Source organism: Pseudomonas sp. MPB03, from assembly GCF_046605385.1.
GTDB classification, from domain to species: domain Bacteria; phylum Pseudomonadota; class Gammaproteobacteria; order Pseudomonadales; family Pseudomonadaceae; genus Aquipseudomonas; species Aquipseudomonas zanjanensis.
This window is the reverse complement of the sequence record NZ_CP176770.1, coordinates 5,206,604-5,228,808: the sequence shown is the minus strand read 5'-3', so window position 1 is coordinate 5,228,808 and position 22,205 is coordinate 5,206,604. Positions and strand designations below refer to the sequence as shown.

24 protein-coding genes and 1 pseudogene are annotated in these 22,205 nt (G+C 58.7%); 14 read left to right on the top strand and 11 right to left on the bottom strand.

Annotated features, from left to right (window positions below; all coding sequences use genetic code 11):
• Positions 1–124: 124 nt before the first annotated feature.
• Both ACLH0I_RS22590 and ACLH0I_RS22585 read right to left on the bottom strand, forming a co-directional pair.
• Positions 125–439 carry an antibiotic biosynthesis monooxygenase family protein gene (locus ACLH0I_RS22590; RefSeq protein ID WP_186710585.1) on the bottom strand — a complete coding sequence of 105 codons (315 nt, stop codon included), beginning with the start codon at positions 437–439 and terminating at the stop codon, positions 125–127.
• Positions 436–1,146, bottom strand: coding sequence for a CTP synthase (locus ACLH0I_RS22585; protein ID WP_411385433.1), 711 nt, complete (start codon positions 1,144–1,146; stop codon positions 436–438). The genes ACLH0I_RS22590 and ACLH0I_RS22585 overlap by 4 nt, the downstream gene beginning before the upstream one ends.
• A 14-nt stretch (positions 1,147–1,160) precedes the next feature.
• On the opposite strand from ACLH0I_RS22585, the gene ACLH0I_RS22580 reads away from it, so the two are divergent.
• Positions 1,161–2,108: a LysR family transcriptional regulator gene (locus ACLH0I_RS22580; protein ID WP_411385432.1), complete on the top strand. Its 948-nt coding sequence runs from the start codon at positions 1,161–1,163 to the stop codon at positions 2,106–2,108.
• A gap of 3 nt (positions 2,109–2,111) precedes the next feature.
• Here ACLH0I_RS22580 and ACLH0I_RS22575 read toward each other — a convergent pair whose 3' ends face one another.
• On the bottom strand, positions 2,112–2,720 hold the full coding sequence (locus ACLH0I_RS22575; RefSeq protein ID WP_411385431.1) for a TetR/AcrR family transcriptional regulator: 609 nt from the start codon (positions 2,718–2,720) through the stop codon (positions 2,112–2,114).
• Between the two features lie 188 nt (positions 2,721–2,908).
• On the opposite strand from ACLH0I_RS22575, the gene ACLH0I_RS22570 reads away from it, so the two are divergent.
• On the top strand, positions 2,909–3,967 hold the full coding sequence (locus tag ACLH0I_RS22570) for an MBL fold metallo-hydrolase (RefSeq protein WP_411385430.1): 1,059 nt from the start codon (positions 2,909–2,911) through the stop codon (positions 3,965–3,967).
• Positions 3,968–3,984: 17 nt separating this feature from the next.
• On the opposite strand, the gene ACLH0I_RS22565 is transcribed toward ACLH0I_RS22570, so the two are convergent.
• Together ACLH0I_RS22565 and ACLH0I_RS22560 are read right to left on the bottom strand one after the other, a co-directional pair.
• Positions 3,985–4,302, bottom strand: coding sequence for a helix-turn-helix domain-containing protein (locus ACLH0I_RS22565; protein ID WP_250965852.1), 318 nt, complete (start codon positions 4,300–4,302; stop codon positions 3,985–3,987).
• A gap of 84 nt (positions 4,303–4,386) precedes the next feature.
• The gene (locus ACLH0I_RS22560; protein WP_411385429.1) at positions 4,387–5,163 is read right to left on the bottom strand and encodes an AraC family transcriptional regulator; all 777 of its coding nucleotides are present in this window, start codon (positions 5,161–5,163) and stop codon (positions 4,387–4,389) included.
• A 112-nt stretch (positions 5,164–5,275) separates the two neighbouring features.
• Between ACLH0I_RS22560 and ACLH0I_RS22555 the strand changes: the two genes are divergently transcribed.
• Genes ACLH0I_RS22555 through ACLH0I_RS22545 form a run of 3 tightly spaced genes read left to right on the top strand, consistent with a single transcriptional unit; the run spans position 5,276 to position 7,200 of the window.
• Positions 5,276–6,091 carry a sulfite exporter TauE/SafE family protein gene (locus tag ACLH0I_RS22555; RefSeq protein ID WP_411385428.1) on the top strand — a complete coding sequence of 272 codons (816 nt, stop codon included), beginning with the start codon at positions 5,276–5,278 and terminating at the stop codon, positions 6,089–6,091.
• 44 nt (positions 6,092–6,135) lie between these two features.
• Positions 6,136–6,486: a hypothetical protein gene (locus ACLH0I_RS22550; protein WP_186710577.1), complete on the top strand. Its 351-nt coding sequence runs from the start codon at positions 6,136–6,138 to the stop codon at positions 6,484–6,486.
• A gap of 18 nt (positions 6,487–6,504) precedes the next feature.
• A complete protein-coding gene (locus ACLH0I_RS22545) occupies positions 6,505–7,200 on the top strand; it encodes a DUF6933 domain-containing protein (protein WP_411385427.1) in 696 nt (231 codons plus the stop codon).
• A 34-nt stretch (positions 7,201–7,234) separates the two neighbouring features.
• Here ACLH0I_RS22545 and ACLH0I_RS22540 read toward each other — a convergent pair whose 3' ends face one another.
• On the bottom strand, positions 7,235–8,218 hold the full coding sequence (locus tag ACLH0I_RS22540) for a hypothetical protein (RefSeq protein WP_411385426.1): 984 nt from the start codon (positions 8,216–8,218) through the stop codon (positions 7,235–7,237).
• A 315-nt stretch (positions 8,219–8,533) separates the two neighbouring features.
• On the opposite strand from ACLH0I_RS22540, the gene ACLH0I_RS22535 reads away from it, so the two are divergent.
• Positions 8,534–9,406, top strand: a complete 873-nt coding sequence (locus tag ACLH0I_RS22535; protein WP_411385425.1) for a LysR family transcriptional regulator — start codon at positions 8,534–8,536, stop codon at positions 9,404–9,406.
• 27 nt (positions 9,407–9,433) lie between these two features.
• Here ACLH0I_RS22535 and ACLH0I_RS22530 read toward each other — a convergent pair whose 3' ends face one another.
• Positions 9,434–10,054 (bottom strand): LysE family translocator, encoded by a 621-nt coding sequence (locus tag ACLH0I_RS22530; RefSeq protein WP_411385424.1) that lies wholly within the window; start codon positions 10,052–10,054, stop codon positions 9,434–9,436.
• Positions 10,055–10,405: 351 nt separating this feature from the next.
• On the opposite strand from ACLH0I_RS22530, the gene ACLH0I_RS22525 reads away from it, so the two are divergent.
• A complete protein-coding gene (locus tag ACLH0I_RS22525) occupies positions 10,406–10,831 on the top strand; it encodes a helix-turn-helix transcriptional regulator (protein WP_411385423.1) in 426 nt (141 codons plus the stop codon).
• Between the two features lie 13 nt (positions 10,832–10,844).
• Positions 10,845–11,090, top strand: coding sequence for a type II toxin-antitoxin system Phd/YefM family antitoxin (locus ACLH0I_RS22520; protein WP_411385422.1), 246 nt, complete (start codon positions 10,845–10,847; stop codon positions 11,088–11,090).
• A gap of 362 nt (positions 11,091–11,452) precedes the next feature.
• Here the strand turns inward: ACLH0I_RS22520 and ACLH0I_RS22515 are convergent.
• The 4 genes and pseudogenes from ACLH0I_RS22515 to ACLH0I_RS22500 form a co-directional block, all read right to left on the bottom strand.
• Positions 11,453–11,578 (bottom strand): annotated as a pseudogene (locus ACLH0I_RS22515) (HNH endonuclease); the annotation flags it as partial.
• A gap of 164 nt (positions 11,579–11,742) precedes the next feature.
• Positions 11,743–12,276: a Bro-N domain-containing protein gene (locus ACLH0I_RS22510; RefSeq protein ID WP_411385421.1), complete on the bottom strand. Its 534-nt coding sequence runs from the start codon at positions 12,274–12,276 to the stop codon at positions 11,743–11,745.
• A 390-nt stretch (positions 12,277–12,666) separates the two neighbouring features.
• The gene (locus ACLH0I_RS22505; protein ID WP_030142465.1) at positions 12,667–13,917 is read right to left on the bottom strand and encodes a ribonucleotide-diphosphate reductase subunit beta; all 1,251 of its coding nucleotides are present in this window, start codon (positions 13,915–13,917) and stop codon (positions 12,667–12,669) included.
• Between the two features lie 489 nt (positions 13,918–14,406).
• On the bottom strand, positions 14,407–14,670 hold the full coding sequence (locus ACLH0I_RS22500; RefSeq protein WP_186729835.1) for a DUF2790 domain-containing protein: 264 nt from the start codon (positions 14,668–14,670) through the stop codon (positions 14,407–14,409).
• A 534-nt stretch (positions 14,671–15,204) separates the two neighbouring features.
• On the opposite strand from ACLH0I_RS22500, the gene acs reads away from it, so the two are divergent.
• The 6 genes from acs to ACLH0I_RS22470 all read left to right on the top strand — a co-directional run bounded on the left by acs (position 15,205) and on the right by ACLH0I_RS22470 (position 22,049).
• Positions 15,205–17,160 carry an acetate--CoA ligase gene (acs, locus tag ACLH0I_RS22495; RefSeq protein WP_186710565.1) on the top strand — a complete coding sequence of 652 codons (1,956 nt, stop codon included), beginning with the start codon at positions 15,205–15,207 and terminating at the stop codon, positions 17,158–17,160.
• A gap of 725 nt (positions 17,161–17,885) precedes the next feature.
• The gene (locus tag ACLH0I_RS22490; RefSeq protein WP_411385420.1) at positions 17,886–18,659 is read left to right on the top strand and encodes an ABC transporter substrate-binding protein; all 774 of its coding nucleotides are present in this window, start codon (positions 17,886–17,888) and stop codon (positions 18,657–18,659) included.
• 90 nt (positions 18,660–18,749) lie between these two features.
• Positions 18,750–19,439, top strand: a complete 690-nt coding sequence (locus ACLH0I_RS22485) for an ABC transporter permease (RefSeq protein ID WP_411385419.1) — start codon at positions 18,750–18,752, stop codon at positions 19,437–19,439.
• Positions 19,436–20,134, top strand: a complete 699-nt coding sequence (locus ACLH0I_RS22480) for an ABC transporter permease (RefSeq protein WP_053124415.1) — start codon at positions 19,436–19,438, stop codon at positions 20,132–20,134. Before ACLH0I_RS22485 ends, ACLH0I_RS22480 begins: the two co-directional genes overlap by 4 nt.
• Positions 20,135–20,190: 56 nt before the next feature.
• Positions 20,191–20,955, top strand: coding sequence for an ABC transporter ATP-binding protein (locus tag ACLH0I_RS22475; RefSeq protein ID WP_186710561.1), 765 nt, complete (start codon positions 20,191–20,193; stop codon positions 20,953–20,955).
• A 113-nt stretch (positions 20,956–21,068) separates the two neighbouring features.
• Positions 21,069–22,049, top strand: coding sequence for a GlxA family transcriptional regulator (locus ACLH0I_RS22470; RefSeq protein WP_411385418.1), 981 nt, complete (start codon positions 21,069–21,071; stop codon positions 22,047–22,049).
• Positions 22,050–22,205: the final 156 nt, after the last annotated feature.

Here is a 22,205-nt window from a genome sequence, read left to right as displayed (position 1 = left end):
TGATCAACGGTGAACACTGTGGGAGCGAGCTTGCTCGCGATGGCGATAGGTCAGTCACAGTGATGTTGGCTGATCTACAGCTATCGCGAGCAAGCTCGCTCCCACAGGGACTTTTGTCCTGGCATCAGGTTGGGCGTTGGAAGGCATAGTCCCGTTCAACCTTGCACACCCTCGTCTGGCATTGGGTATACCAGGTGGAGCGGCCTCGCTCACGAATCGCGCTGTGTTCGGGATGTTGCTTCCAGGCCAGGATCGCCGCTTCATCACGCCAATAGGACACGGTAATCCCCAGACCATCGTCGCCACGGGCCGATTCAACGCCTAAAAATCCAGGTTGTTCCCGAGCAAGGGCCAGCATGCGCTCGGCGGCTTCGGCGTAGCCTTGGTCCCCCTCGGTACGCAGGGAGGTAAAAATCACTGCGTAATAATGAGCGCTCATGACATTTGCCTGGCGCAGGCTTCGACAAACGCGCTGACCAGCGGTGGCACGCGGCCTTCCAGTGCGGCACGTTCAGGCTGGAACAGCGTGGCGACAAAGAACGGATGGTCTTGCAGTTCCACCGCTCGCAAGTCACCGGCCGAATCCCGGGCAACGGCGTGCAGGCGCTGGCTCAGCAAGTCTCTTTCAAAGTCTGGATTGACCCCGAAGCGGCAATGGTAGCCCTCGAACGCGGTCTGTCGGCCGTAGGCCTTGGCAATCAACGAGCCCGCATCGAACTGGAGGCTGTCGATGGTTTCGACCAAGGCACAGTTCAGCGGTGTCAGCAGCGCCCGTTCAGCCTCTGGAGAGGTTTCACCATGGACGGCATCGACCCAACCCATCACGTGACGGGCATATTCCAGCACGGCGTGCTGAAAACCGCCGCAAGTGCCCAGGAAAGGGCGACGCTGTTCGCGGGCAAAACGAATGGCCAGCACGGCACCGGCTTCGTTTTGGTAGGGGCTGCCGGGCACGCACCAGACACCGTCGAAATCTTCCAGCACGGCGGTGTCGGCGATGAGTGACGTTGCCAGCCATTGGAAGCGAATGGCCTGGCCGGTTTGTGTGCCCGCCAGCTCAAGTGCGAGGGGAATTGCCCGGTGAGCGGTGATTTGAGGGTCGTGGTCGCCGATCAGGGCGATGTTTAAAGGACGTTGATTTTCCATGGGAGGCTCGCCGCTTGTTGATTCCTGGTGGCCACTATAGATTGGCGTTCACGCAATCAATATTGGCGTTTACCCAAGTGATCAATGCAGCGACGCACTATCGTCTGGACTATCCCGACCTGTCCCTGATCCTCGCGCTGGTCCGTGGTGGCTCGCTGGCCAGGGCCGCTCGGCTGCTGCAGGTGGACGTGTCGACGGTGTTTCGTTCGGTACGTCGATTGGAAGCGGCCCTGGGTCAGCCCTTGTTCGAGAAAAGCCGTTCCGGGTATTTGCCCACGAGCCTGGCCCAGGCGTTGGCTGAACAAGCCGAGCGCGCCGAGCAGGCGTTGGAGGCGGCGCGGGTGGGGGTGGAGCAGGGCGGCGAAGTCATCAGCGGGACGGTACGCCTGACGTGCAGTGATTCAGTCTTGCAAGCGTTGCTGCTGCCGGCTTTAGCGCGTTTCATGCCTGCCTATCCGGCGTTGACCCTTGAGTTGAGCACCTCGAACGACTTCGCCAACCTGAACCGCCGCGACGCCGACATTGCGTTGCGACTGACCCGTACGCCGCCAGAACACCTGGTCGGTCGCAACCTGGGCAAGGTGACTTACCGGGTATGCGCCAGCGCCACGTATCTGCGCTCGGTAGAGGCGGGTGACCTGGCTTCCATGATCTGGATCGCGCCAGACGATTTCCTTCCGGATCACCCCACCGTGGCCTGGCGGCGCCAGCATCTACCCGGCGTGATGCCTGCCTATCGCTGCAACAGCATGCTCTCGGTCACCGAACTGGTGCGGGCTGGTTTAGGCGTTGCGGCGCTGCCGGACTTTCTGATCGACGAACGCCAAGGCCTGATGCCCCTTGGCGAATCGCTGGAAGGATACGATACGGCGCTGTGGCTCCTGACCCGCCCGGACTGTCGGGCCTTGCGCTCGGTGGTGACCTTGTTCGATGAGCTGGGGCGCAACCTGCGCTGGGGTTGAGATTCAGGCCTGGTAACGACTCAGGAACATGTCGAGGGCCGATTCGATGACTTGGGTTTGCTCCTCCTGGGTCAGGCTCGGCTGCCCCATCGAAACCTGCGGCCAGAAAGCGAATGTCTTGAGCAGCCCATGCATTTGTTGGGCGGCAAAGGCCGGCTCCACGGGTTTCAATCGGCCATCGGCCTGGGCCTGGCGAATCCAGGCGGTCAGGCCTTCCTCACGCTGGCCCATGCGCGAGACCATGTCCTGGGCGCGCTCCGGGGAGTGAATGGTTGCGGCGATGGCGATGCGCGCCAGGTCGAGGAAATTTTCGTCCGCCAGCAGATGCAGTTTGGCTTGCAGCAACGTTTGCAGTTGCTCCCGTAGCGGCGTTTGCGGGCTGTAGGGCATGTCCTGTTCTGCGGTGATGCTGTTCCATAACCGATTCAGGATTTCGGCGAACAACGCTTCCTTGCTCGGGAAATGGTTATACACCGTGCGCTTCGATACGCCGGCGGTCGCCGCGATCCTGTCCATGCTGGTGATCTCGAAACCGCTGCTACGGAATTCAGCAATCGCGGCCTGGAGGATGGCTTCGCGTTTTCGCTCGGTAAGGCGCTGCGGTACGGTCATGGGCATTCGTCGGTTGAGAGGAGAGAACTTACACTCGGCAGTTTACTTGCTCCCGGGATTCATGCAATCTGGAAACTACACCGAGTGGTGTAGGTTTTCGTCTGACGGCTATGCGTGCATGCAACGGCCATCCAGCGTCCCACAACGACGAAGCGCAATGGCGACGACGTCCTTGGAGTTATCGCACCATGACCATTTCCTCTCATTCGACCGACAGCCCGCCTGCCCACGATTCATCCCGGCAAGAGCAGGGCAAGTATCGCAATCATGCCTACACGCCGCGGGAAGGCTTTGGCACCACCCTGCGCATCATCTGGAACATGATCTTTCACAAGCCGCATTCCACTCGCCCTGCAGGTGCCATCGACGTTCGACCGCTGACGCGCGCCGCGCTGCTGGCCGCGCCGAACCACAGCGTCTTCCGTCTTGGCCATTCCACCGTGCTGCTCAAGCTGCGGGATAAATTCTGGCTGACAGACCCGGTGTTCTCCGAACGTGCCTCACCCGTGCAATGGGCCGGACCGAAGCGTTTCCATCAGCCGCCCATCAGCCTGGACGAGTTGCCGCCCATCGAAGCGGTGATCCTTTCCCACGATCATTACGACCACCTCGATCATCAGGCCATTCTCAAGCTAGCGACCAAGACCCGCCACTTCCTGGCGCCCCTGGGCGTGGGCGACACCCTGGTCAAATGGGGCGTCGACGCCAGCAAGGTGCGTCAGCTGGACTGGTGGCAAGGCACCGAGGTGGACGGCATCGAGTTCATCGCCACGCCCTCCCAGCACTTTTCCGGACGCGGCCTGTTCGACAGCAACAGCACTTTGTGGGCGTCGTGGGTGATGATCGACGGCGCCACGCGAATTTTCTTCAGTGGCGACACCGGTTACTTCGAGGGTTTCAAACGCATCGGCGAACAATACGGCCCCTTCGACCTGACGCTGATGGAAACCGGCGCCTATAACGTTGACTGGCCCCATGTCCACATGCAGCCGGAGCAGACCTTGCAGGCCCATATCGACCTCAAGGGCCGTTGGCTACTGCCGATCCACAACGGCACGTTCGACCTGGCGATGCATGCCTGGTATGAACCCTTCGACCGCATCCTGGCCTTGGCCTGGGAACGCAACGTTTGCATCACCACACCGCAAATGGGCGAAGCTTTCACCCTGACGCAGCCGCAACGTGGCCGCGCCTGGTGGCTGGATGTGGACCCCTCGACCTATCAGGACCAGGCCGGTATCGCCTAGAACCTGCTCCGCGGGGGTCATTCGATCATCGCGTAATCGGAACGCCCCATGGGGTCCGGCGTCGCGCCCTTGATGTTCATGCCGCGCCCCGGTGCGAAGCCGGGGAAGAACACCAGGCCTTCCGCCTCCAGGCGAAATGCCAGGGCCAGGCGGGTGACATCGAGCAATTCGCCACCGGCCTCAAAGCGGCGGATGGCCCGAACCGAGACGCCGGATTGCCGGGACAGCTCCTCGACACTCCAGCCCAACATGGCTCGCGCCTGTGCACAGTGGGCGGGGGTGAACTGATAGACAGCGATGCGTTCCAGGGTGGTTTTGATTGCGAGAGAGGCCATGGGGGGTGCTCCAAAGCTGTGGGATTAAAAAATACTGTGTTTTTGTACAGTTGTTTTGAATCCCGATCAATCTCATTTTTTTGATCAATGACCGGCGGTCTTCGCCAACCAAGCGCTCGGCGCGTGACCCAATACGCGACGGAACATGGTGGAGAACGCAGCGGGACTGTCGTAGCCCAGGTCCAAGGCTATGCGTGTCACCGAATCCCCTTCAGCCAGGCGGGCCAACGCCGACATCACACACGCCTGCTGCCGCCACTGGCTGAAACTCAGCGCGGTCTGCCGGCTGAACAGGCGATTGAATGAGCGCAGGCTGATGTGCAATTGCGCCGCCCATTCCACGGGCGAGGCATGGGCGTCGGGGTGTTCCAGGAGCGCCTGGCACAGGCTGAGCAGGCGAGGATCCTTGGGCAGCGGAAGGTGCAGTGGCAGGTGGGTGCTGCGCAGCAACTCGTGTAGTAGCAGATGAATCAACGCCCCGTCCCGACCCGCCTCGTCGTAGTCCGGCGCAAGCTCGACGGCCTCCATCAGCAACTGGCGCATCAGGGGCGACACACTGATGACCTGGCACTGCGTGTCCATGGCCATAACCGCGTCCGGTTCGATGTACAGGCTGCGCGTACTCACGCCCAGCATCAGCACTTCATGATCGACCCCCGGCGGAATCCACACCGCCCGTTGCGGCGGCACCACCCAATTGCCGTCCGCCGTGCTGACCTGCATGACCCCGGTGGCACCGTAGAGCAACTGCGCGCGGCGATGGCGATGCAACGGCAGTACTTGCCCGTGAGCGTAATCGGTGCCGATGGCAACGACGGCCCTGGGTGTCGCATCCAATAAATCGATCGAAATGTTGCGCATCGACGGGCCGCTCACGATTGGCGTAAATGCGAACATTATTGGCCTGTTTGCTGCTGCAGGCCAAGCTTCGCCTCCCTATCGTAGACGCCTCCCCTTCCACGGATGCACCTCGATGCTCTATGTATTGCTTGCCTGTTTCGGCTGCCTGAGTGGCATCACCGCCGTGCTGTTCGGCTTCGGCGGCGGCTTCGTCGTGGTGCCCTTGCTGTACCGCATGCTCACCGCCAGCCACGGTGCCGACGACCCTGTCGGCCAATCGGCGATGCACATTGCCGTGGCCACTTCGACCTGCGTGATGATCGTCAACGCACTGATCGCCACGGTGAAGCATCACCGCGCCCGCAACCTCATTCGCCATTATGTATGGCCGTTGGGCGGCTTCATCGGCCTGGGCGCTGTCGTCGGCGCCATTGCCGCGATGTGGGCGAGCAGCGAAGTCATTCGCTATGGGTTCATCGTTTATCTGGGCGTGACCATTCTGGACTGCTTGTTCAGACGCGGTTTTCTGACACAGTCTGACGCTGTGATCCCACGGCGATTGGGCAGGGCAGAGGTCTCGGCGGGCGGGATCAGCATCGGTGCCATCGCTACTTTCCTGGGCGTGGGCGGCAGCGTCATGACGGTCCCGCTGTTGCGCCGTTGCGGGCTGAACATGTCGCGCGCGACGTCCATGGCTAACCCGTTGAGTTTGCCGGTTGCGGTGGCCGGGACGCTGACTTACATGGCCATGGCCGGGTTTGCCGAGTTTGATTTGGGGCCGTGGTTTGTGGGTTACATCGACTTGATGGCCTTCGCTGTGCTCACACTTGGCGCGCTACTGGGTATTCGTCTGGCAACGCCATGGATCGGACGGATACCGGATGGGGTTCATGCCTGGGTCTATATTGGATTGTTGGTCGTTGTGATGCTGAGCATATCGATACAATAAAATTTCCATGCAGCGTTGCCGATGTCTTGTAGAAGGAGGATGGCATGTCGGTATCCGATAGTGATTGGAAGCTTTACAACGGACTCCGCGATCTGGCGCTGGAGCGCTTCTGCCAAGGCGTTCTTTCGGATGCGCAGGCGGTGGTCCAGAACGAAGCGTTATCAGCTCACGCTCGATATCGCACGCTCTACGACCTCATGCGAGAGCGGGACAAGAGCTTGGCGATGGCGTTCAACGTAGGTCGACGTCGAGACATTTCTTTATCTTTGAGATTGCTGATTGCGTACGATCTGCTGAGCGATGAGGAATTGGCGATTCTGAGCGAGGAGCTTCGTGAAAGGGTTTCCGACGCTGTCCGTCAACCCTTTGAAATCGAATGGGCCGAAGACGCCTGATATTTTCCGAGAGTTTAAATGCTGATATTCAACTGCACCGAAGCGGCCAGCAATTTTTTCAGCCGCGTGAGCAAAGGTAAGAAAGTCACCCCGGTAGGAAAACCGCCATCCCCTGTTATCGAGGACGATGAGCTGGGTGAGCTCGACGAGCAATGGCTGGTTCATGTGATCACTGTGCAGCGCAAACACGTGTTGTTCGTCATCCACGTGCAAACCCGTTACTGCATGATTTTCGCCGGTGCTAAAAAAGCGGACGTTGAAGGTTTTGTCCAGCGGTTTTCCGAACGTTGGATCAATGGCCTGATGCGTCACGCGGGGCAGCATGATCTTCTTCGCTGGGTCGATGATGAAGCGATGATGGAGCGCTTCCAGGAAAGTTGTCGTGATTACATCTTTTATAAACGTGGCCATCGTGGTGCGCAAAAGCACCTCAACGAGATTTCTTGGATTTTTGAGGACTGCGCTGCCGAATGGGGCACGTTACCCTCTGATGAGTTCTCTGCAGGTCGCTTCGACGGCAATATGAATGACACCCCGAGAAGCAGTAAGGGACATAAGGACTATTACTACCCGGACGAAGAAATGATCGTCCATTGGTTGCGGCGTTATGGTGGCTTGGATGAGCCTGCCGCCCAGGCAGCACGTGAGCGGTACATCGAAGTGAAACGAGAGATGCGGTCGTTTGAACGGCAACTTGCCCAAGAAGCGCAATGAAGGAGGCGTAGCGCTACGGCTAGCCAAGGCGAAATCAGTTATCGGTTAGCCCCGGCGCCTCCCGAATAATGAAGTGATCCAGGTTCTCGATATTGGCACTGAACACCCCGAACGTTTCTTCGGGGTTCTTCTTGCTCGGCACCTGTTTCAACTCCGGCGTGACGCCATAAAAGAAGCAATACAACGGCGCGTCACTGTCGATGGCATGCTTGATCTCTGCCAGGAACGCCTTGCGCTTGCGGTAGTTATCGATCAGCCTTTTGCTCAGGTAAACGTTGACCGAGTAAGGCTTCTTCTTCGCCTCGTCCGGCTGCTTGAACCAGACCTTTGCTTCGAAGTCGATGCGAAAGCTCAGGGTGTAATCCTTGATCTCCTTGATCTTGCCCCAGTAAATCAAGCCCTTGTTGTCCTGCAAATACTCGATCTTCTTGAAGAACGATCCATAGGGCGCCGTGTGCTCGCCAATCTTCAGCGGCTTGCGCTTGAGCAGATCCTTGTTATCGAAATTCGAAACGAAACACTCCACCGGATGGGCGAAGATGCTGGTCTTGTCCGGTGTTGAATCCAGCGCGGAATGAGCGCTATCACCGTGGGAAGATACGGAGGGAGGCGTAGGCCGAGTCGCGTCAACATCCTTCGATGGATCGGACGGCTTACGCAGGTACTGACGCCGGGCCAGCAACAGCTCCGACGGAAAATGTTCCTCGCGATCATCCTCCGCCTCAATACTATCCGCATCCAGCCCCGGCGTTTTCGGACTGACATAAGGACAGCCCTCGATATGCTGGGTCGTCGGCTGATTCTTGAAATGTGGCGTGCGGATGTAGTTAACGTTCTTGGCGTTGAACGTCGTCAGCCGATTACTCTCATCAAACGCCGCCCGACAGGCCTCGTTGGGGCACTGAAAGCGCTCCTTGGCCGAGTCGAAGGCCATGGTCTCGTCGAAATTCAGATCCCGAACGTCATAGATCGAAAGCTTGGCATCGAGGCTGAGGCAATAGGCAGTGTCGAATTTCATCGGGGCTCGGGTCCGTGAGAGGAAGTGTATTAATACCGAAGGACGCGACGGGCTGCACCCAAAGTTTCAACCCACCACGCGCCCCCTGTGGGAGCGAGCTTGCTCGCGATTCCCAAACCCAACCCAACCATCAAGCCTGCCATCCGTGGCGAGGGAGCTTGCTCCCGCTGGGCTGCGAAGCGGCCCTCGTTCCGCATTTCCCTGCTCTGAGAAATCGATATCATGATGCTGGTTTTTGCTCGACAACGTGGCCTCTAGTTATTTCGAACAGAAATAGGGAGAGATCGATTTTCCATTTTTGGGTATGTCATCAACATGGATTGGGATGATCTGAAGGTTTTTATCTTCGTGGCTAAATCGAACAACGTGACCGAGGCAGGAATCTCGCTCAAGGTTTCGGCCTCGACGGTGTCGCGCAAGATCGCAGCGCTTGAGGAATCGCTCGGTACGGTATTGTTTTCGAAGAAAACCAACGGCTACTTCCTGACTGAAGCGGGAAGGGCGTTGCTGCCATTGGCACTGGAAACGGAAGAGCGTTTCAAACTGATCGAGCGGCAGATGTCGCAACCCGGTGATCGGATGGCGGGACAGGTGCGCATTGATTGTCCGGAGCTCATGGGCACGCACTTGATCATTCCGCAACTCGCGGTATTTCACGATCAGCACCCCGAGATCAGCTTCGACTTCATTAACTCGGCGGTGTCGTCGAAACTTACACAAAGCCACAGCGACATCATTATCCGCTTGCGCAGGCCGGAGAACGGTAACTTCACCATGCGCCGGGTCGGCACATTGATGCAGGGGCTTTTCTGCTCCCAGGCGTATGCCGATGCCAACGGCCTGCCGGCCGAACCCGCCGACCTCAAGCACCACAGCCTGATCGGCTGGACCGAAGAAATGTCGTACATGCCGCTCGCCCAATGGTTGAGCGAAATGGCCGGAAACCATAGGCTGTGGATGCGCGTTTCAAACCTGAATGCGCAGCTCAAGGCGGTCGAAGCCAATCTGGGGATTGCCGCGTTACCCGTTTATGTCGGACATCAGTCTGGTCTGTGCCAGGTGTTGGCCGATCGCCCTACGCGCAGCTCGGAAATCTGGCTGCTGCGCAATCAGGCTACCCAGGGTGTGAGCCGCGTTGATCGAGTGGTGGAGTATCTGACGGAGCTGTTTCACGGCGATATTGCATGAACAGTGGGTCTGGCCATAGAAACCTCCTTAAAGCGGACCGATGCGCAGGAAAATCCATACAGCCACCGCTATCAGCATCAGGCCGAACGCAGCGTTCTGGAACATCAGCAATTTAGGGCGCGATTGGATCAGTTTCTGCACGGTCGACCCCATCGACACCCAGATGACGTGCGAGAAGAAGTTCAGCGAAATCAGCGCCGCACTGAGGATCAACACGACCGTGCTGCTGGTCTCGCCGGAAGGCATGAACGTGGAAAACATCACCAGCAACATCACGATCCCTTGCACGTTGCCCAGTTGTACAACAATGCCGTCCCGAAATTGCAGGTGCATGGCCTTGTCGGTGGGCTCCTTCAGTGGCCGACGCAGCATGCACACACCTAGCCACAAGATGTAGAAGCTGCCCACCACTTGCAGCGTCCACACCAGCGTCGGATTGTTCGTCAGTGTGTGATAAAGGCCTAAGCCGACCAGTACGGCGATCAGGAAGTAAGTCATGTCGAGCCCAACGATAAACCGCACCGAACGACGCACACCGCTTTGCGCACCCGACGTCGCCACCATCAAGTTGCCAGGGCCTGCACTCAGGGTCAGCGGCACCATGGTCGATAGCCAAAGCAACCAGTTGATGCTGAAAATTTCTTGCATGTTGTCTTCCTTAATCACAACGCGGACTGAACTCCGGCAAGTCTAATTCGCGGTTGCTTCTAAGGTTATGGCGAGGAGCGCAAGGCGGTTTTTCATAAATGGGGGAAGGGTGGTGGGGAGGGGGGCGCTCGCGACTACAACAAACAATTCAGCCATCAAGCCTGCCACCTGCCTGCGCCCTGACACCAACCCGTGGCGAGGAGATTTAGCGAAACGTCGCACCGCCCCGCTGGGCTGCGAAGCGGCCCCTTTTCCAGTCTCAGATTGACGTAATCGGTATCATAATGCCGGTTATGGCCTGACCTTCCAGGTAACCGGCAATATATTGCCGAAACAACAAATAGAATTTCGATGAAAGAGAATACGGGTGAACGACGCAGGGCGATCATTGACGACATCGTCATGCAACATGTGACAGGGGCCCAAACCCTGGGAACCTCTATCCGCCGGCTGAGACTTGAGGTTACTGGGCTCGACCAAGAGACCTTCGCAGTTATGTGCAAGATGTCGACAAAGGCTCTCTACCAGATCGAAAAGGACAAGGGTAATCCGACCATCAGCACCCTCGACGCGATCCTGAGAAAGTTTGGACTGCGCTTGGGGTTGATGGCTGCTGTACCTCTTTACACGCCGCCACCCCGACCGCAAAAAATCGACCCCAAAGCGCCCACTCGGGGCGCCAACCCTAAACGAAAGCCCACAGAACAGCCCGGTAGAGTTACTACTCCCAGAGCCACTAAAGAGGTAAAGGATGGCGACAATGGCCCAGGCGAATGAGCGGAGACGGTGTATGAGCGAACAGGTTCAAGTAACCCTGCACGAAGCGAGGTCTCAGCTCTTACAACTGGGTGCGCGCGCATGGCAGGGCGACAGGGTGGTGATCACCAAGGCCGGCAAGCCTTATCTGGATCTGCTGCCTCATGTCGATACACCGCACGCGCGCAAGCCTGGGCGGTTGAAGGGGAAGATTCGGATGTCGGCGGATTTCGACCGCACACCTGAGGGCATCCTCAAGGGTTTTGAGTGCCGGCCCTGAGTGTAGGTGAATTCTCTTAAACTGAGATTTCAGCAGATACCTCAGCCATGCACGCCTCGTCGAACTCTCTCATGGTGACCTCGTTGATAGCGCCGATTTTCAGCAGCGCTTCGGCCGAGTTGTGAATCGACTCGAAGACCTCACTTCTTATTTTTTTCGTCATCACTTATCCCCATATGTCCTTTTTCGTCCAACAGAAACTGGACGCTTCCCGAAACCATTATTCCAAAGCCGTGGGAACCTGCCCGCGATTCTCAAAAACCGCAGCAATCACGCCTTACACCAACCTATGACCTGACACCCGTGGCGAGGGAGCTTGCTCCCGCTGGGCTGCGCAGCAGCCCCAACCCAACGGAGAGTTTTCACTCAACGACCAGCCGACCAATCTTCTGATACAGCGACAAGGTAAAGGCCTCTCTGTCACTGGCAAGATGACAACGTCGATGGCAGTTCGGGCAAAGCGCAACAGCGTTAGTAATGCTGTCCGACGCATCAACCGAAGCCTCAAGCTCTTCGTCGCTCCAGCCGCTTTTTTCCTTTTGGGTATCCATACAATCGCCGAGGGTTTAGACCCTCGGACGATACTGACTGGCCATTACGACTGTCTACGAAAACTCCTACAGAAAAAGCAGAGTCTTCCGCTCGGAGCGTCCTACGACACTGAATGCCCTGAAACATGAAACACCTCTAGCAACCTACGCCACCAAGGCTTAGTCGCTGCCGCCCGACCTCGAGTTCGATTGAGCAACAGATAGGGCATGTCCCGAAGTCGAATCCAGCCGTCGTTTTGCCAATGCAACAGGCTTAAGGACATCTCCGGCCAATCCAGCACGCTCAGCATCGGCCGCTCGGTATCGGTTGATGCCTGTGCGTCCCGCAAGGCCGGTACAACCTGATGCGTGAGCCATTCACGCAGCAAGCGATTCCCTGGCGCGTAGTGATAAACCAACAAGGCATACACGCCAGACTCGCTGAGCATCAGCCGCGTTTCAGGCTGGCCGTGGTATCGAATCAGCAGAGCGTGTCGCTGGTCCTCATCCAGTTTGCTGACCATGCGGTCGTTCAGATGCACACCCATTAAGCGTCCGAGGTCGCGGGCGCAAAACCAAGGTTGGTTTTCCAGAAGCAGGGCGTGAAGGTGGAGGTTATGACGGATGAAAACCGCCGGAATGTAAGCATCAGACATGATGGATCTCCGAGGTATACGGAGAGCAGAGCTGCGTTCTTGTGGGCATAACCACCTCTACGTTCGAAGGTTAACGGCGCGAGCCCGACGTAGAGGATGTAAGAAAATCCCAACTAGCTATTTCTCCCACACAAAACCGCAAATGTCCTTGGACAGTACGCGGCTCTATGTTTGGCGATTAGCTACTACGTTGGGCGTTTCTTAGGCACCTGCGATTAAGATAGGTAACGAGGCGATGTAGCGTCAATACGGAACAATTCTGAGTTTTGCGTAGGGGAACGGTAGGGTGCCGGCCTCAGAGTTAAACGCGGTTTTTGGTTCTGTAGAACAAAAAAACCCCGTTTTCACGGGGTTTCTGTTACGCGTGCAGCCTAGGATTTTTCTGTCGAATCAATCCCAGCTCAAAGCCCCACCCGTCTGATACTCAATCACGCGCGTCTCAAAGAAATTCTTCTCTTTCTTCAAGTCCATGATCTCGCTCATCCAAGGGAACGGGTTAGTCGTCCCCGGATACTCTTCTTTCAACCCAATCTGCGACAAACGACGGTTAGCGATGAACTTGAGGTAGTCCTCCATCATCGCCGCGTTCATCCCCAGCACCCCACGAGGCATGGTGTCGCGGGCGTATTCGATTTCCAGTTGGGTCCCTTGCAGGATCATCTGGGTCGCTTCTTCCTTCATCTCGGCATCCCACAGGTGTGGGTTTTCGATCTTGATCTGGTTGATCACGTCGATGCCGAAGTTCAGGTGCATGGATTCGTCGCGCAGGATGTACTGGAACTGCTCGGCGACGCCGGTCATTTTGTTGCGGCGGCCCATGGAGAGGATCTGGGTGAAGCCGCAATAGAAGAAGATGCCTTCCAGGACGCAGTAGTAGGCGATCAGGTTGCGCAGCAGCTCTTTGTCGGTGTCCGGGGTGCCGGTTTCGAACTTCGGATCGGAGATCGAACGGGTGTATTTCAGGCCCCAGGCAGCTTTTTTCGCGACCGATGGAATCTCGTGGTACATGTTGAAGATTTCGCCTTCATCCATGGCCAGCGATTCGATGCAGTACTGGTAGGCGTGGGTGTGGATCGCCTCTTCGAAGGCCTGGCGCAGGATGTACTGGCGGCACTCCGGGTTGGTGATCAGGCGGTACACGGCCAAGACCAGGTTGTTGGCAACCAGGGAGTCGGCGGTGGAGAAGAAGCCCAGGTTGCGCATCACGATGCGGCGTTCGTCGTCGGTCAGGCCTTCCGGGTTTTTCCAGAGGGCGATGTCGGCGGTCATGTTGACTTCTTGCGGCATCCAGTGGTTTGCGCAGCCGTCCAGGTACTTCTGCCAGGCCCAGTCGTATTTGAATGGCACGAGCTGGTTGAGGTCGGCGCGGCAGTTGATCATGCGCTTTTCATCGACGGCGACACGGGCGGAGGCGCCTTCGAGTTCGGCGAGGCCTTCGGCGACGTCGAGTTTGTCGAGGGCGGCCTTGGCGCGAATGATCGCGGCCGAGTCGCTGGCCGTCACGGCCCGGGCTTCGAGGGCGGCGGCACCGCCGGCGCTGTCGAGGCGGTCCATGTTGGCTTCAGAAGCGTGGCCGGCGTTGGCGCCTTTTACAGCGACTTCGCCACTGTCTTCTTTGTCGAATTCGTCCCAGCTCAGCATGACTTGTCGTCTCCTGCGTGAGGGCCAGATGCCCAATGAAGGCCTACTGGCCGCGGTGGATCTTGAAAAATCGTTTGTTGCAGCAGCTGACGCAGGCAATAAACAGAAAAATGTACGGGTCATTCCGGAGCGGCGGTGAACGCGAGGAGGCGATGGGCCTCTGCGTGGGCTCCAGGCTGGCGTGATCCCCTGTAAGGGAATATTGCAGGCCCGTTTAAGGCGGCATTATAAGGACTTTTTTGCCTACGTGCTGCGGCGAAATAGCTCACAGAAGGGGCGGCGGGGGGCATATCCGCGTGGGAGCGAGGGTTTACAAGGCTTTGGCCGCTCAAGATTTTTTTTGCATGAAGCGGATCGCGGATTTTTTTGATCAAAAAAACAGCGTTTTTTGCGGTTTTGCACTACATGTTGTGTTTGTGGAGGGTTTTCGGCGGTTCTAGACACAACCTGGCCCGATCGAAATCGGGCCATGGAAATTGCCAGTTGTGATCAGCCGTTGGAGCAACCGTTGCCCATGATGCTGTAGCGCAGGATGTGGCGTTGGCCTTTGGAGTCGTCGTATTCCATCTTCGCCGGAACCACTTCGCAGACGTTCGGGATGTCGCTCATGGAGATGACTTTGGCGATGTCCAGGTGGGTGGAGTAGGTGTACTCCTCGATGGCCGGTTTTTGCTGTGCTGCGTCGGTCGGGGCCTCATCCGCCATCGCGGTGGCGCATAGGCTGCCGAGGACCAGGACCCATAAAGCTTTCATCTGTATTTCACCTTTTTTGAGGTCGAGTGGGGTCACGCAACCTTTTTGGGGTTGCGTGTGGAGCAAGTGTTGGAAGTTGGATTAACGGCCTTCGTGGGGGCTGTGTTGCGCTAATCGTGTTTGCCGGTTGGCGAGGTGGATTTTAGAAGGTGAGGGTGGGGGTAAACAGACTCGGTTTTGATAAACACTGTTGGTTGATCTGGTAATAATCGACTGGGAGTCGGTGGCTGTCTGGTGAATTGCTATTGGATGGGCAGGCGCCATCGCGAGCAAGCTCGCTCCCACAGGGGGAGCGGCGTTGGACGTAAAGTGAGCGTTCAATGGAGATCAACTGTGGGAGCGAGCTTGCTCGCGATAGCGGTGGATCAGTTTGCATGGATATTGACTGACCCACCGCCATCGCGAGCAAGCTCGGCTCCCACTAGTACCGACATTTTGTAGGGACTTGTTACTACCATCGTCGAATGGTTCTATAGGCCCGCCCCGGGCTACAACGGGATCATACAAAAACAACTATTCACCGAGGTAAGAAAGATGAGTGCGGCTTCTGTGTATCCCGTTCGTCCCGAGGTAGCGGCCAATACGCTGACTGACGAGGCGACCTACAAGGCCATGTACCAGCAGTCGGTCGTCAACCCCGATGGCTTCTGGCGCGAGCAGGCCAAGCGCCTCGATTGGATCAAGCCTTTCACCACGGTGAAGCAGACTTCTTTCGACGATCACCATGTCGACATCAAGTGGTTCGCCGACGGCACCTTGAACGTGTCCTACAACTGCCTCGACCGTCACCTGGCCGAGCGCGGCGATCAAATTGCGATTATCTGGGAGGGCGATGACCCGTCCGAGAGCCGCAACATCACTTATCGCGAGCTGCACGAAGAAGTCTGCAAGTTCGCCAACGCCCTGCGCGGCCAGGACGTGCACCGCGGCGACGTGGTGACCATCTACATGCCGATGATCCCTGAAGCCGTGGTCGCGATGCTGGCCTGTACCCGGATCGGTGCGATTCACTCGGTGGTGTTCGGTGGTTTCTCCCCCGAAGCCCTGGCGGGCCGGATCATCGACTGCAAATCCAAAGTGGTGATCACCGCCGACGAAGGCATTCGCGCCGGCAAGAAGATCCCGCTCAAGGCCAACGTCGATGACGCGCTGACCAACCCGGAAACCAGCAGCATCCAGAAAGTCATCGTGTGCAAGCGCACGGCGGGCAACATCAAGTGGAACCAGCACCGTGACATCTGGTACGAAGACCTGATGAAGGTCGCCGGTACCGTTTGCGCGCCGAAAGAGATGGGCGCCGAAGAAGCGCTGTTCATCCTCTACACCTCCGGCTCCACCGGCAAGCCGAAGGGCGTGCAGCACACCACGGCTGGCTACTTGCTGTACGCGGCGCTGACCCATGAGCGCGTGTTCGACTACAAACCGGGCGAGGTCTACTGGTGCACCGCCGACGTGGGTTGGGTCACCGGCCACAGTTATATCGTCTACGGCCCGCTGGCCAATGGCGCGACCACGCTGCTGTTCGAGGGCGTGCCGAACTACCCGGACATCACCCGGGTGGCCAAGGTTGTCGACAAGCATAAGGTCAGCATCCTCTACACCGCGCCGACCGCGATCCGCGCGATGATGGCCTCGGGCACCGCCGCAGTCGAAGGTGCCGATGGCAGCAGCCTGCGCCTGTTGGGGTCGGTGGGCGAGCCGATCAACCCGGAAGCCTGGGACTGGTACTACAAGAATGTCGGCAAGGAGCGTTGCCCGATCGTCGACACCTGGTGGCAGACCGAAACCGGTGGCGTGCTGATCAGCCCGCTGCCAGGCGCCACGGCGTTGAAGCCAGGTTCGGCCACGCGTCCGTTCTTCGGCGTGGTGCCGGCACTGGTGGACAACCTCGGCAACCTGGTCGAGGGCGCCGCTGAAGGCAACCTGGTGATCCTCGATTCGTGGCCAGGCCAGGCGCGTACGCTGTACGGCGACCATGACCGTTTTGTCGACACCTACTTCAAGACCTTCAGTGGCATGTACTTTACCGGTGACGGCGCTCGTCGCGACGAGGACGGCTACTACTGGATCACCGGTCGGGTGGATGACGTGCTCAACGTCTCCGGCCACCGCATGGGCACCGCCGAGATCGAAAGCGCCATGGTCGCCCACCCGAAAGTCGCCGAAGCGGCGGTGGTGGGTGTGCCGCACGACATCAAGGGCCAGGGCATTTATGTCTACGTCACTCTCAATGCCGGCGAAGAAACCAGCGAGGCCCTGCGCCTGGAGCTGAAGAACTGGGTGCGCAAGGAGATCGGTCCGATTGCTTCGCCAGACGTGATCCAGTGGGCACCGGGGCTGCCGAAGACCCGCTCCGGCAAGATCATGCGCCGCATCCTGCGCAAGATCGCCACGGCGGAATACGACGGGTTGGGTGATATCTCCACCCTGGCCGACCCGGGTGTGGTGGCGCACCTGATCGAGACACACAAGACCATGAACGTGGCCTGACGGTCGCGTGTAGCACCTAAGAGCCCCGCCCGGCGTTTGCCGGGCGGGGCTTTTTTATGGGCGCGCTGGGAGGGCCTGAAGTGTGGTGCCTTTGTGGCGAGGGAGCTTGCTCCCGCTCGGCTGCGCAGCAGTCGTAAACCGGTCAATGCGGTATGCCTGAACAAGCGCGGTGCCTGGCTATTGGGGCTGCTGCGCAGCCCAGCGGGAGCAAGCTCCCTCGCCACAGGGTTTGGTGTTTGGCTGATAGGTGTTCGAATAAATATCGGCGTTTAAAGTAGGAGGCGTCTGAACGTTACCGACGTTTCGAAATGTGTAACCAAAGGCGCCATAACGGGGCGATGTGAAACGCTAAGCCCCGCCATAGGGCGGTTCCAGGCGTCTGTGAAAATAAGCCGACACGCTGTGCTTGCCGGATTAGAAGGGTTTGCGAATAATGGGCCCGCTATTTGCAGCATAGATCGGTTTCCCTTCTTTTGCTCTTGCATGAATTTGCGGGGCTGTCAATGTGCTCAAACAGCTTTCTTGGTGCTTCTGTAATTTGTTGTCGCATTGAAGAAATATCGGCTTCGGGCCTGTCGTTAGAATGCCGATCACTCGCTCGTCGTGGCTCGCGTTGGATAAATCGTGAGCCTCCTAGGACGCAGCACCAAAGTTCGTTTCACCCATTCGCATATTGGGCTGTTGCTCACTCTGCCGTTTTTGCCCTTTACCGATGGAGTCCCAAGATGAAGAAACTTGTGCTGCTTGGCGCCCTGGCACTGTCCGTGCTGTCCCTGCCGACCTTCGCTGATGAGAAGCCCCTGAAGATTGGTATCGAAGCGGCTTACCCTCCGTTCGCCTCGAAAGCCCCGGATGGCAGCATCGTCGGTTTCGACTACGACATCGGCAATGCGCTGTGCGAAGAGATGAAGGTCAAGTGCGTGTGGGTCGAGCAAGAGTTCGACGGCCTGATCCCGGCGCTGAAGGTGCGCAAGATCGACGCGATCCTGTCGTCCATGTCGATCACTGAAGATCGCAAGAAGTCGGTTGATTTCACCAACAAGTACTACAACACCCCGGCCCGCCTGGTGATGAAGGCCGGTACCCAGGTCAGCGACGGCCTGGCCGAGCTCAAGGGCAAGAACATCGGCGTGCAGCGCGGTTCGATCCACGAGCGTTTCGCCCGTGAAGTCCTGGCCCCGCTGGGTGCCGAGATCAAGCCGTACGGTTCGCAGAACGAGATCTACCTGGACGTGTCCGCTGGCCGCCTCGACGGCACCGTGGCAGACGCTACCCTGTTGGATGACGGCTTCCTCAAGACCGATGCCGGCAAGGGCTACGCATTTGTAGGTCCAGCCTTTACCGACGAGAAATACTTCGGCGACGGTATCGGTATCGCGGTTCGCAAGGGCGATGCGCTGAAAGGCAAGATCAACAACGCGATCACCGCCATTCGCGAGAACGGCAAGTACAAGCAAATCCAGGACAAATACTTCGCTTTCGACATCTACGGCAAGTAACGACGTCCCGCCACTCGTGCGAAATGGCGCAAGCAACAGGATCTCTGCGGTTTGCGCCATTTTTTCATCCCACTTTCGAGGACCTGAATCATGTTGAAAGGCTACGGGGCTGTCATCCTCGATGGCGCATGGTTGACGCTTGAGCTCGCCTTGTCGTCCATGGCCCTGGCCATCGTCCTGGGGTTGATTGGTGTCGCGTTGCGCCTCTCGCCGGTGCGCTGGCTGGCGTGGCTGGGCGACCTGTATTCCACGGTCATCCGTGGTATCCCGGACCTGGTGCTGATCCTGCTGATTTTCTACGGCGGCCAGGACCTGCTCAACCGCGTCTCGCCGATGCTTGGCTATGACGACTACATCGACCTGAACCCGCTGGCGGCCGGTATCGGCACGCTGGGTTTCATCTTCGGTGCGTACCTGTCGGAAACCTTTCGCGGTGCCTTCATGGCGATCCCCAAGGGGCAGGCCGAGGCGGGCATGGCGTATGGCATGAACAGCTTCCAGGTGTTCTTCCGGGTGCTGGTGCCACAGATGGTTCGCCTGGCGATTCCGGGTTTCACCAACAATTGGTTGGTGTTGACCAAGGCCACTGCGCTGATTTCCGTGGTGGGCCTGCAAGACATGATGTTCAAGGCCAAGCAGGCGGCGGATGCCACTCGCGAGCCTTTCACCTTCTTCCTCGCAGTGGCGGCGATGTACCTGGTGATCACCAGTGTCTCGTTGCTGGCGTTGCGTCACCTTGAGAAGCGCTACTCGGTAGGCGTAAGGGCGGCTGATCTATGATCTTCGACTACAACGTCATCTACGAAGCTTTGCCGCTGTATTTCAGCGGCTTGCTGACCACTCTGAAGCTGTTGGCCCTGTCGCTGTTCTTCGGCCTGCTGGCGGCGCTGCCCCTGGGGTTGATGCGGGTGTCCAAGCAGCCGGTCGTCAACATGACGGCCTGGCTCTACACCTACGTGATCCGCGGCACGCCGATGCTGGTGCAGCTGTTCCTGATCTACTACGGGTTGGCGCAGTTCGCGGTCGTGCGCGAGAGCTTCCTCTGGCCATGGCTGTCCAGCGCAACGTTCTGTGCGTGCCTGGCGTTCGCCATCAACACCAGTGCCTACACCGCCGAAATCATCGCCGGCAGCCTGCGGGCCACGCCCAACGGTGAGATCGAAGCGGCCAAGGCCATGGGCATGTCGCGCTACAAGCTGTATCGCCGGATCCTGCTGCCGTCGGCCCTGCGCCGGGCGCTGCCGCAATACAGCAACGAAGTGATCATGATGTTGCAGACCACCAGCCTGGCCTCCATCGTGACCCTGATCGACATCACCGGTGCCGCGCGCACGGTGAACGCGCAGTATTACTTGCCGTTCGAGGCCTACATCACCGCCGGTGTGTTCTACCTGTGCCTGACCTTCATCCTGGTGCGCCTGTTCAAACTGGCCGAGCGCCGCTGGCTGGGTTACCTGGCCCCGCGCAAGCACTGATAACGCATCGATCCGATCGACTGCTCAACGACTGACGTTTTGTGAGAACCGACCGCATGTACAAGCTTGAAGTCCAAGACCTGCATAAACGCTATGGCAGTCACGAAGTGCTCAAGGGCGTGTCCCTGAAAGCCGCCGCTGGCGATGTGATCAGCATCATCGGCTCCAGTGGCTCCGGCAAGAGTACTTTCCTGCGTTGCATCAACCTGCTTGAGCAACCCCATGCCGGCAAGATCCTGCTCAACAACGAAGAGTTGAAGCTGGTGGCGGGCAAGGACGGCGCCATGAAGGCTTCGGACCCCAAGCAACTGCAGCGCATGCGTTCGCGGCTGTCGATGGTGTTCCAGCATTTCAACCTGTGGTCCCACATGACCGCGCTGGAAAACATCATGGAGGCGCCGGTGCATGTACTGGGCGTGGCCAAGGCCGAAGCACGGGAGAAGGCCGAGCACTATCTGAACAAGGTTGGCGTGGCTCATCGCAAGGATGCCTACCCGGGCCACATGTCCGGCGGCGAGCAGCAGCGCGTGGCGATTGCCCGTGCGCTGGCGATGGAGCCTGAGGTGATGCTGTTCGACGAGCCGACCTCGGCGCTGGACCCGGAACTGGTGGGCGACGTGCTCAAGGTGATGCAGGCCCTGGCCTTGGAAGGCCGGACCATGGTGGTGGTGACCCACGAAATGGGCTTTGCCCGTGAAGTGTCGAACCAGCTGGTGTTCTTGCACAAAGGCATCGTCGAAGAAAGCGGCAACCCGCGCGAAGTGCTGGTGAATCCGCAATCCGAGCGCCTGCAACAATTTCTGTCGGGCAGCCTCAAGTAATCGCTCCCGTTACGCACCTGATTTGGGTCATGCTGCGCACCGCGCGCCAGATGGTCTAATTTGGTTGCAGCCGCTTTTGGCTTTAACACTGTTTTCGCTTCGGATCGCCCGCCATGACTGCCCATCGAATAGGTTTCCTGATTTGGCCCAGCACTAAAGCCTTGACGCTGGCGCTGGCCGAGGACGCCTTGCGTGTCGCCCAGCGGGTGCATCCGGATGTGGTCTACGAGTTGTCGTTCTTGCAGGCCGAGCCACCGGCCGACGGCGCCTGGCAATTGCCGGGCGAACCCTGGGCCGGCAAGCTCGAGGGTTTCCAGAAGCTGTTCCTGCTGGCCGATGAGCCGCCGACCGCGCTGGCCTCGCCCCTGGGCAGCGCCCTCAAGCAACTGGTGCGTGCCGGTTGTGTGATCGGCGGTTTGTCTGCCGGTGTCTATCCCCTGGCGCAATTGGGGTTGCTCGACGGTTACCGTGCCGCTGTGCATTGGCGTTGGCAGGACGATTTCTCCGAACGCTTCCCCAAGGTCATTGCCACCAGCCATCTGTTCGACTGGGATCGCGATCGCCTGAGCGCTTGCGGCGGCATGTCGGTGCTGGACCTGCTGCTGGCGGTGCTGGCCCGGGATCACGGCGCGGAACTGGCCGGCGCGGTGTCGGAAGAGCTGGTGGTCGAGCGCATTCGCGAGGGTGGCGAGCGCCAGCGCATTCCGTTGCAGAATCGCCTCGGCTCCAGCCATCCAAAGCTCACCCAGGCGGTGTTGCTGATGGAGGCCAACATCGAGGAGCCGCTGACCACCGACGAAATCGCCCAGCATGTGTGCGTATCCCGTCGGCAACTGGAGCGGATCTTCAAGCAATACCTCAACCGCGTGCCCAGCCAGTATTACCTGGAGCTGCGCCTGAACAAGGCCCGGCAGATGCTGATGCAGACCAGCAAGTCCATCATCCAGATCGGCTTGTCCTGCGGTTTCTCCTCGGGGCCCCACTTCTCCAGCGCCTACCGCAACTTCTTCGGCGCCACGCCGCGGGAAGACCGCAACCAGCGACGCAGCAGCAGCCCGTTCGAATTGTCCTCGGTGCCCTCCGAACGGGGCTAAGCGGCAAGACTGCGGATAGGCGGTCAACACAAGAACTGTGGGAGCGAGCTTGCTCGCGATGGCGGTATTTCAGTGAAATGAATGTTGGCTGACACTCCGCCATCGCGAGCAAGCTCGCTCCCACAGGTGTTTTGTGTCTGGCAGCGCAAATGTGAA

Coding starts and splice junctions, on each gene's coding strand:
- ACLH0I_RS22590 (WP_186710585.1), bottom strand. CDS start 439: ATGAGCGCTCATTATTACGCAGTGATTTTTACCTCCCTGCGTACCGAG.
- ACLH0I_RS22585 (WP_411385433.1), bottom strand. CDS start 1,146: ATGGAAAATCAACGTCCTTTAAACATCGCCCTGATCGGCGACCACGAC.
- ACLH0I_RS22575 (WP_411385431.1), bottom strand. CDS start 2,720: ATGACCGTACCGCAGCGCCTTACCGAGCGAAAACGCGAAGCCATCCTC.
- ACLH0I_RS22570 (WP_411385430.1), top strand. CDS start 2,909: ATGACCATTTCCTCTCATTCGACCGACAGCCCGCCTGCCCACGATTCA.
- ACLH0I_RS22565 (WP_250965852.1), bottom strand. CDS start 4,302: ATGGCCTCTCTCGCAATCAAAACCACCCTGGAACGCATCGCTGTCTAT.
- ACLH0I_RS22560 (WP_411385429.1), bottom strand. CDS start 5,163: ATGCGCAACATTTCGATCGATTTATTGGATGCGACACCCAGGGCCGTC.
- ACLH0I_RS22555 (WP_411385428.1), top strand. CDS start 5,276: ATGCTCTATGTATTGCTTGCCTGTTTCGGCTGCCTGAGTGGCATCACC.
- ACLH0I_RS22550 (WP_186710577.1), top strand. CDS start 6,136: ATGTCGGTATCCGATAGTGATTGGAAGCTTTACAACGGACTCCGCGAT.
- ACLH0I_RS22545 (WP_411385427.1), top strand. CDS start 6,505: ATGCTGATATTCAACTGCACCGAAGCGGCCAGCAATTTTTTCAGCCGC.
- ACLH0I_RS22540 (WP_411385426.1), bottom strand. CDS start 8,218: ATGAAATTCGACACTGCCTATTGCCTCAGCCTCGATGCCAAGCTTTCG.
- ACLH0I_RS22535 (WP_411385425.1), top strand. CDS start 8,534: ATGGATTGGGATGATCTGAAGGTTTTTATCTTCGTGGCTAAATCGAAC.
- ACLH0I_RS22530 (WP_411385424.1), bottom strand. CDS start 10,054: ATGCAAGAAATTTTCAGCATCAACTGGTTGCTTTGGCTATCGACCATG.
- ACLH0I_RS22525 (WP_411385423.1), top strand. CDS start 10,406: ATGAAAGAGAATACGGGTGAACGACGCAGGGCGATCATTGACGACATC.
- ACLH0I_RS22520 (WP_411385422.1), top strand. CDS start 10,845: ATGAGCGAACAGGTTCAAGTAACCCTGCACGAAGCGAGGTCTCAGCTC.
- ACLH0I_RS22510 (WP_411385421.1), bottom strand. CDS start 12,276: ATGTCTGATGCTTACATTCCGGCGGTTTTCATCCGTCATAACCTCCAC.
- ACLH0I_RS22505 (WP_030142465.1), bottom strand. CDS start 13,917: ATGCTGAGCTGGGACGAATTCGACAAAGAAGACAGTGGCGAAGTCGCT.
- ACLH0I_RS22500 (WP_186729835.1), bottom strand. CDS start 14,670: ATGAAAGCTTTATGGGTCCTGGTCCTCGGCAGCCTATGCGCCACCGCG.
- acs (WP_186710565.1), top strand. CDS start 15,205: ATGAGTGCGGCTTCTGTGTATCCCGTTCGTCCCGAGGTAGCGGCCAAT.
- ACLH0I_RS22490 (WP_411385420.1), top strand. CDS start 17,886: ATGAAGAAACTTGTGCTGCTTGGCGCCCTGGCACTGTCCGTGCTGTCC.
- ACLH0I_RS22485 (WP_411385419.1), top strand. CDS start 18,750: ATGTTGAAAGGCTACGGGGCTGTCATCCTCGATGGCGCATGGTTGACG.
- ACLH0I_RS22480 (WP_053124415.1), top strand. CDS start 19,436: ATGATCTTCGACTACAACGTCATCTACGAAGCTTTGCCGCTGTATTTC.
- ACLH0I_RS22475 (WP_186710561.1), top strand. CDS start 20,191: ATGTACAAGCTTGAAGTCCAAGACCTGCATAAACGCTATGGCAGTCAC.
- ACLH0I_RS22470 (WP_411385418.1), top strand. CDS start 21,069: ATGACTGCCCATCGAATAGGTTTCCTGATTTGGCCCAGCACTAAAGCC.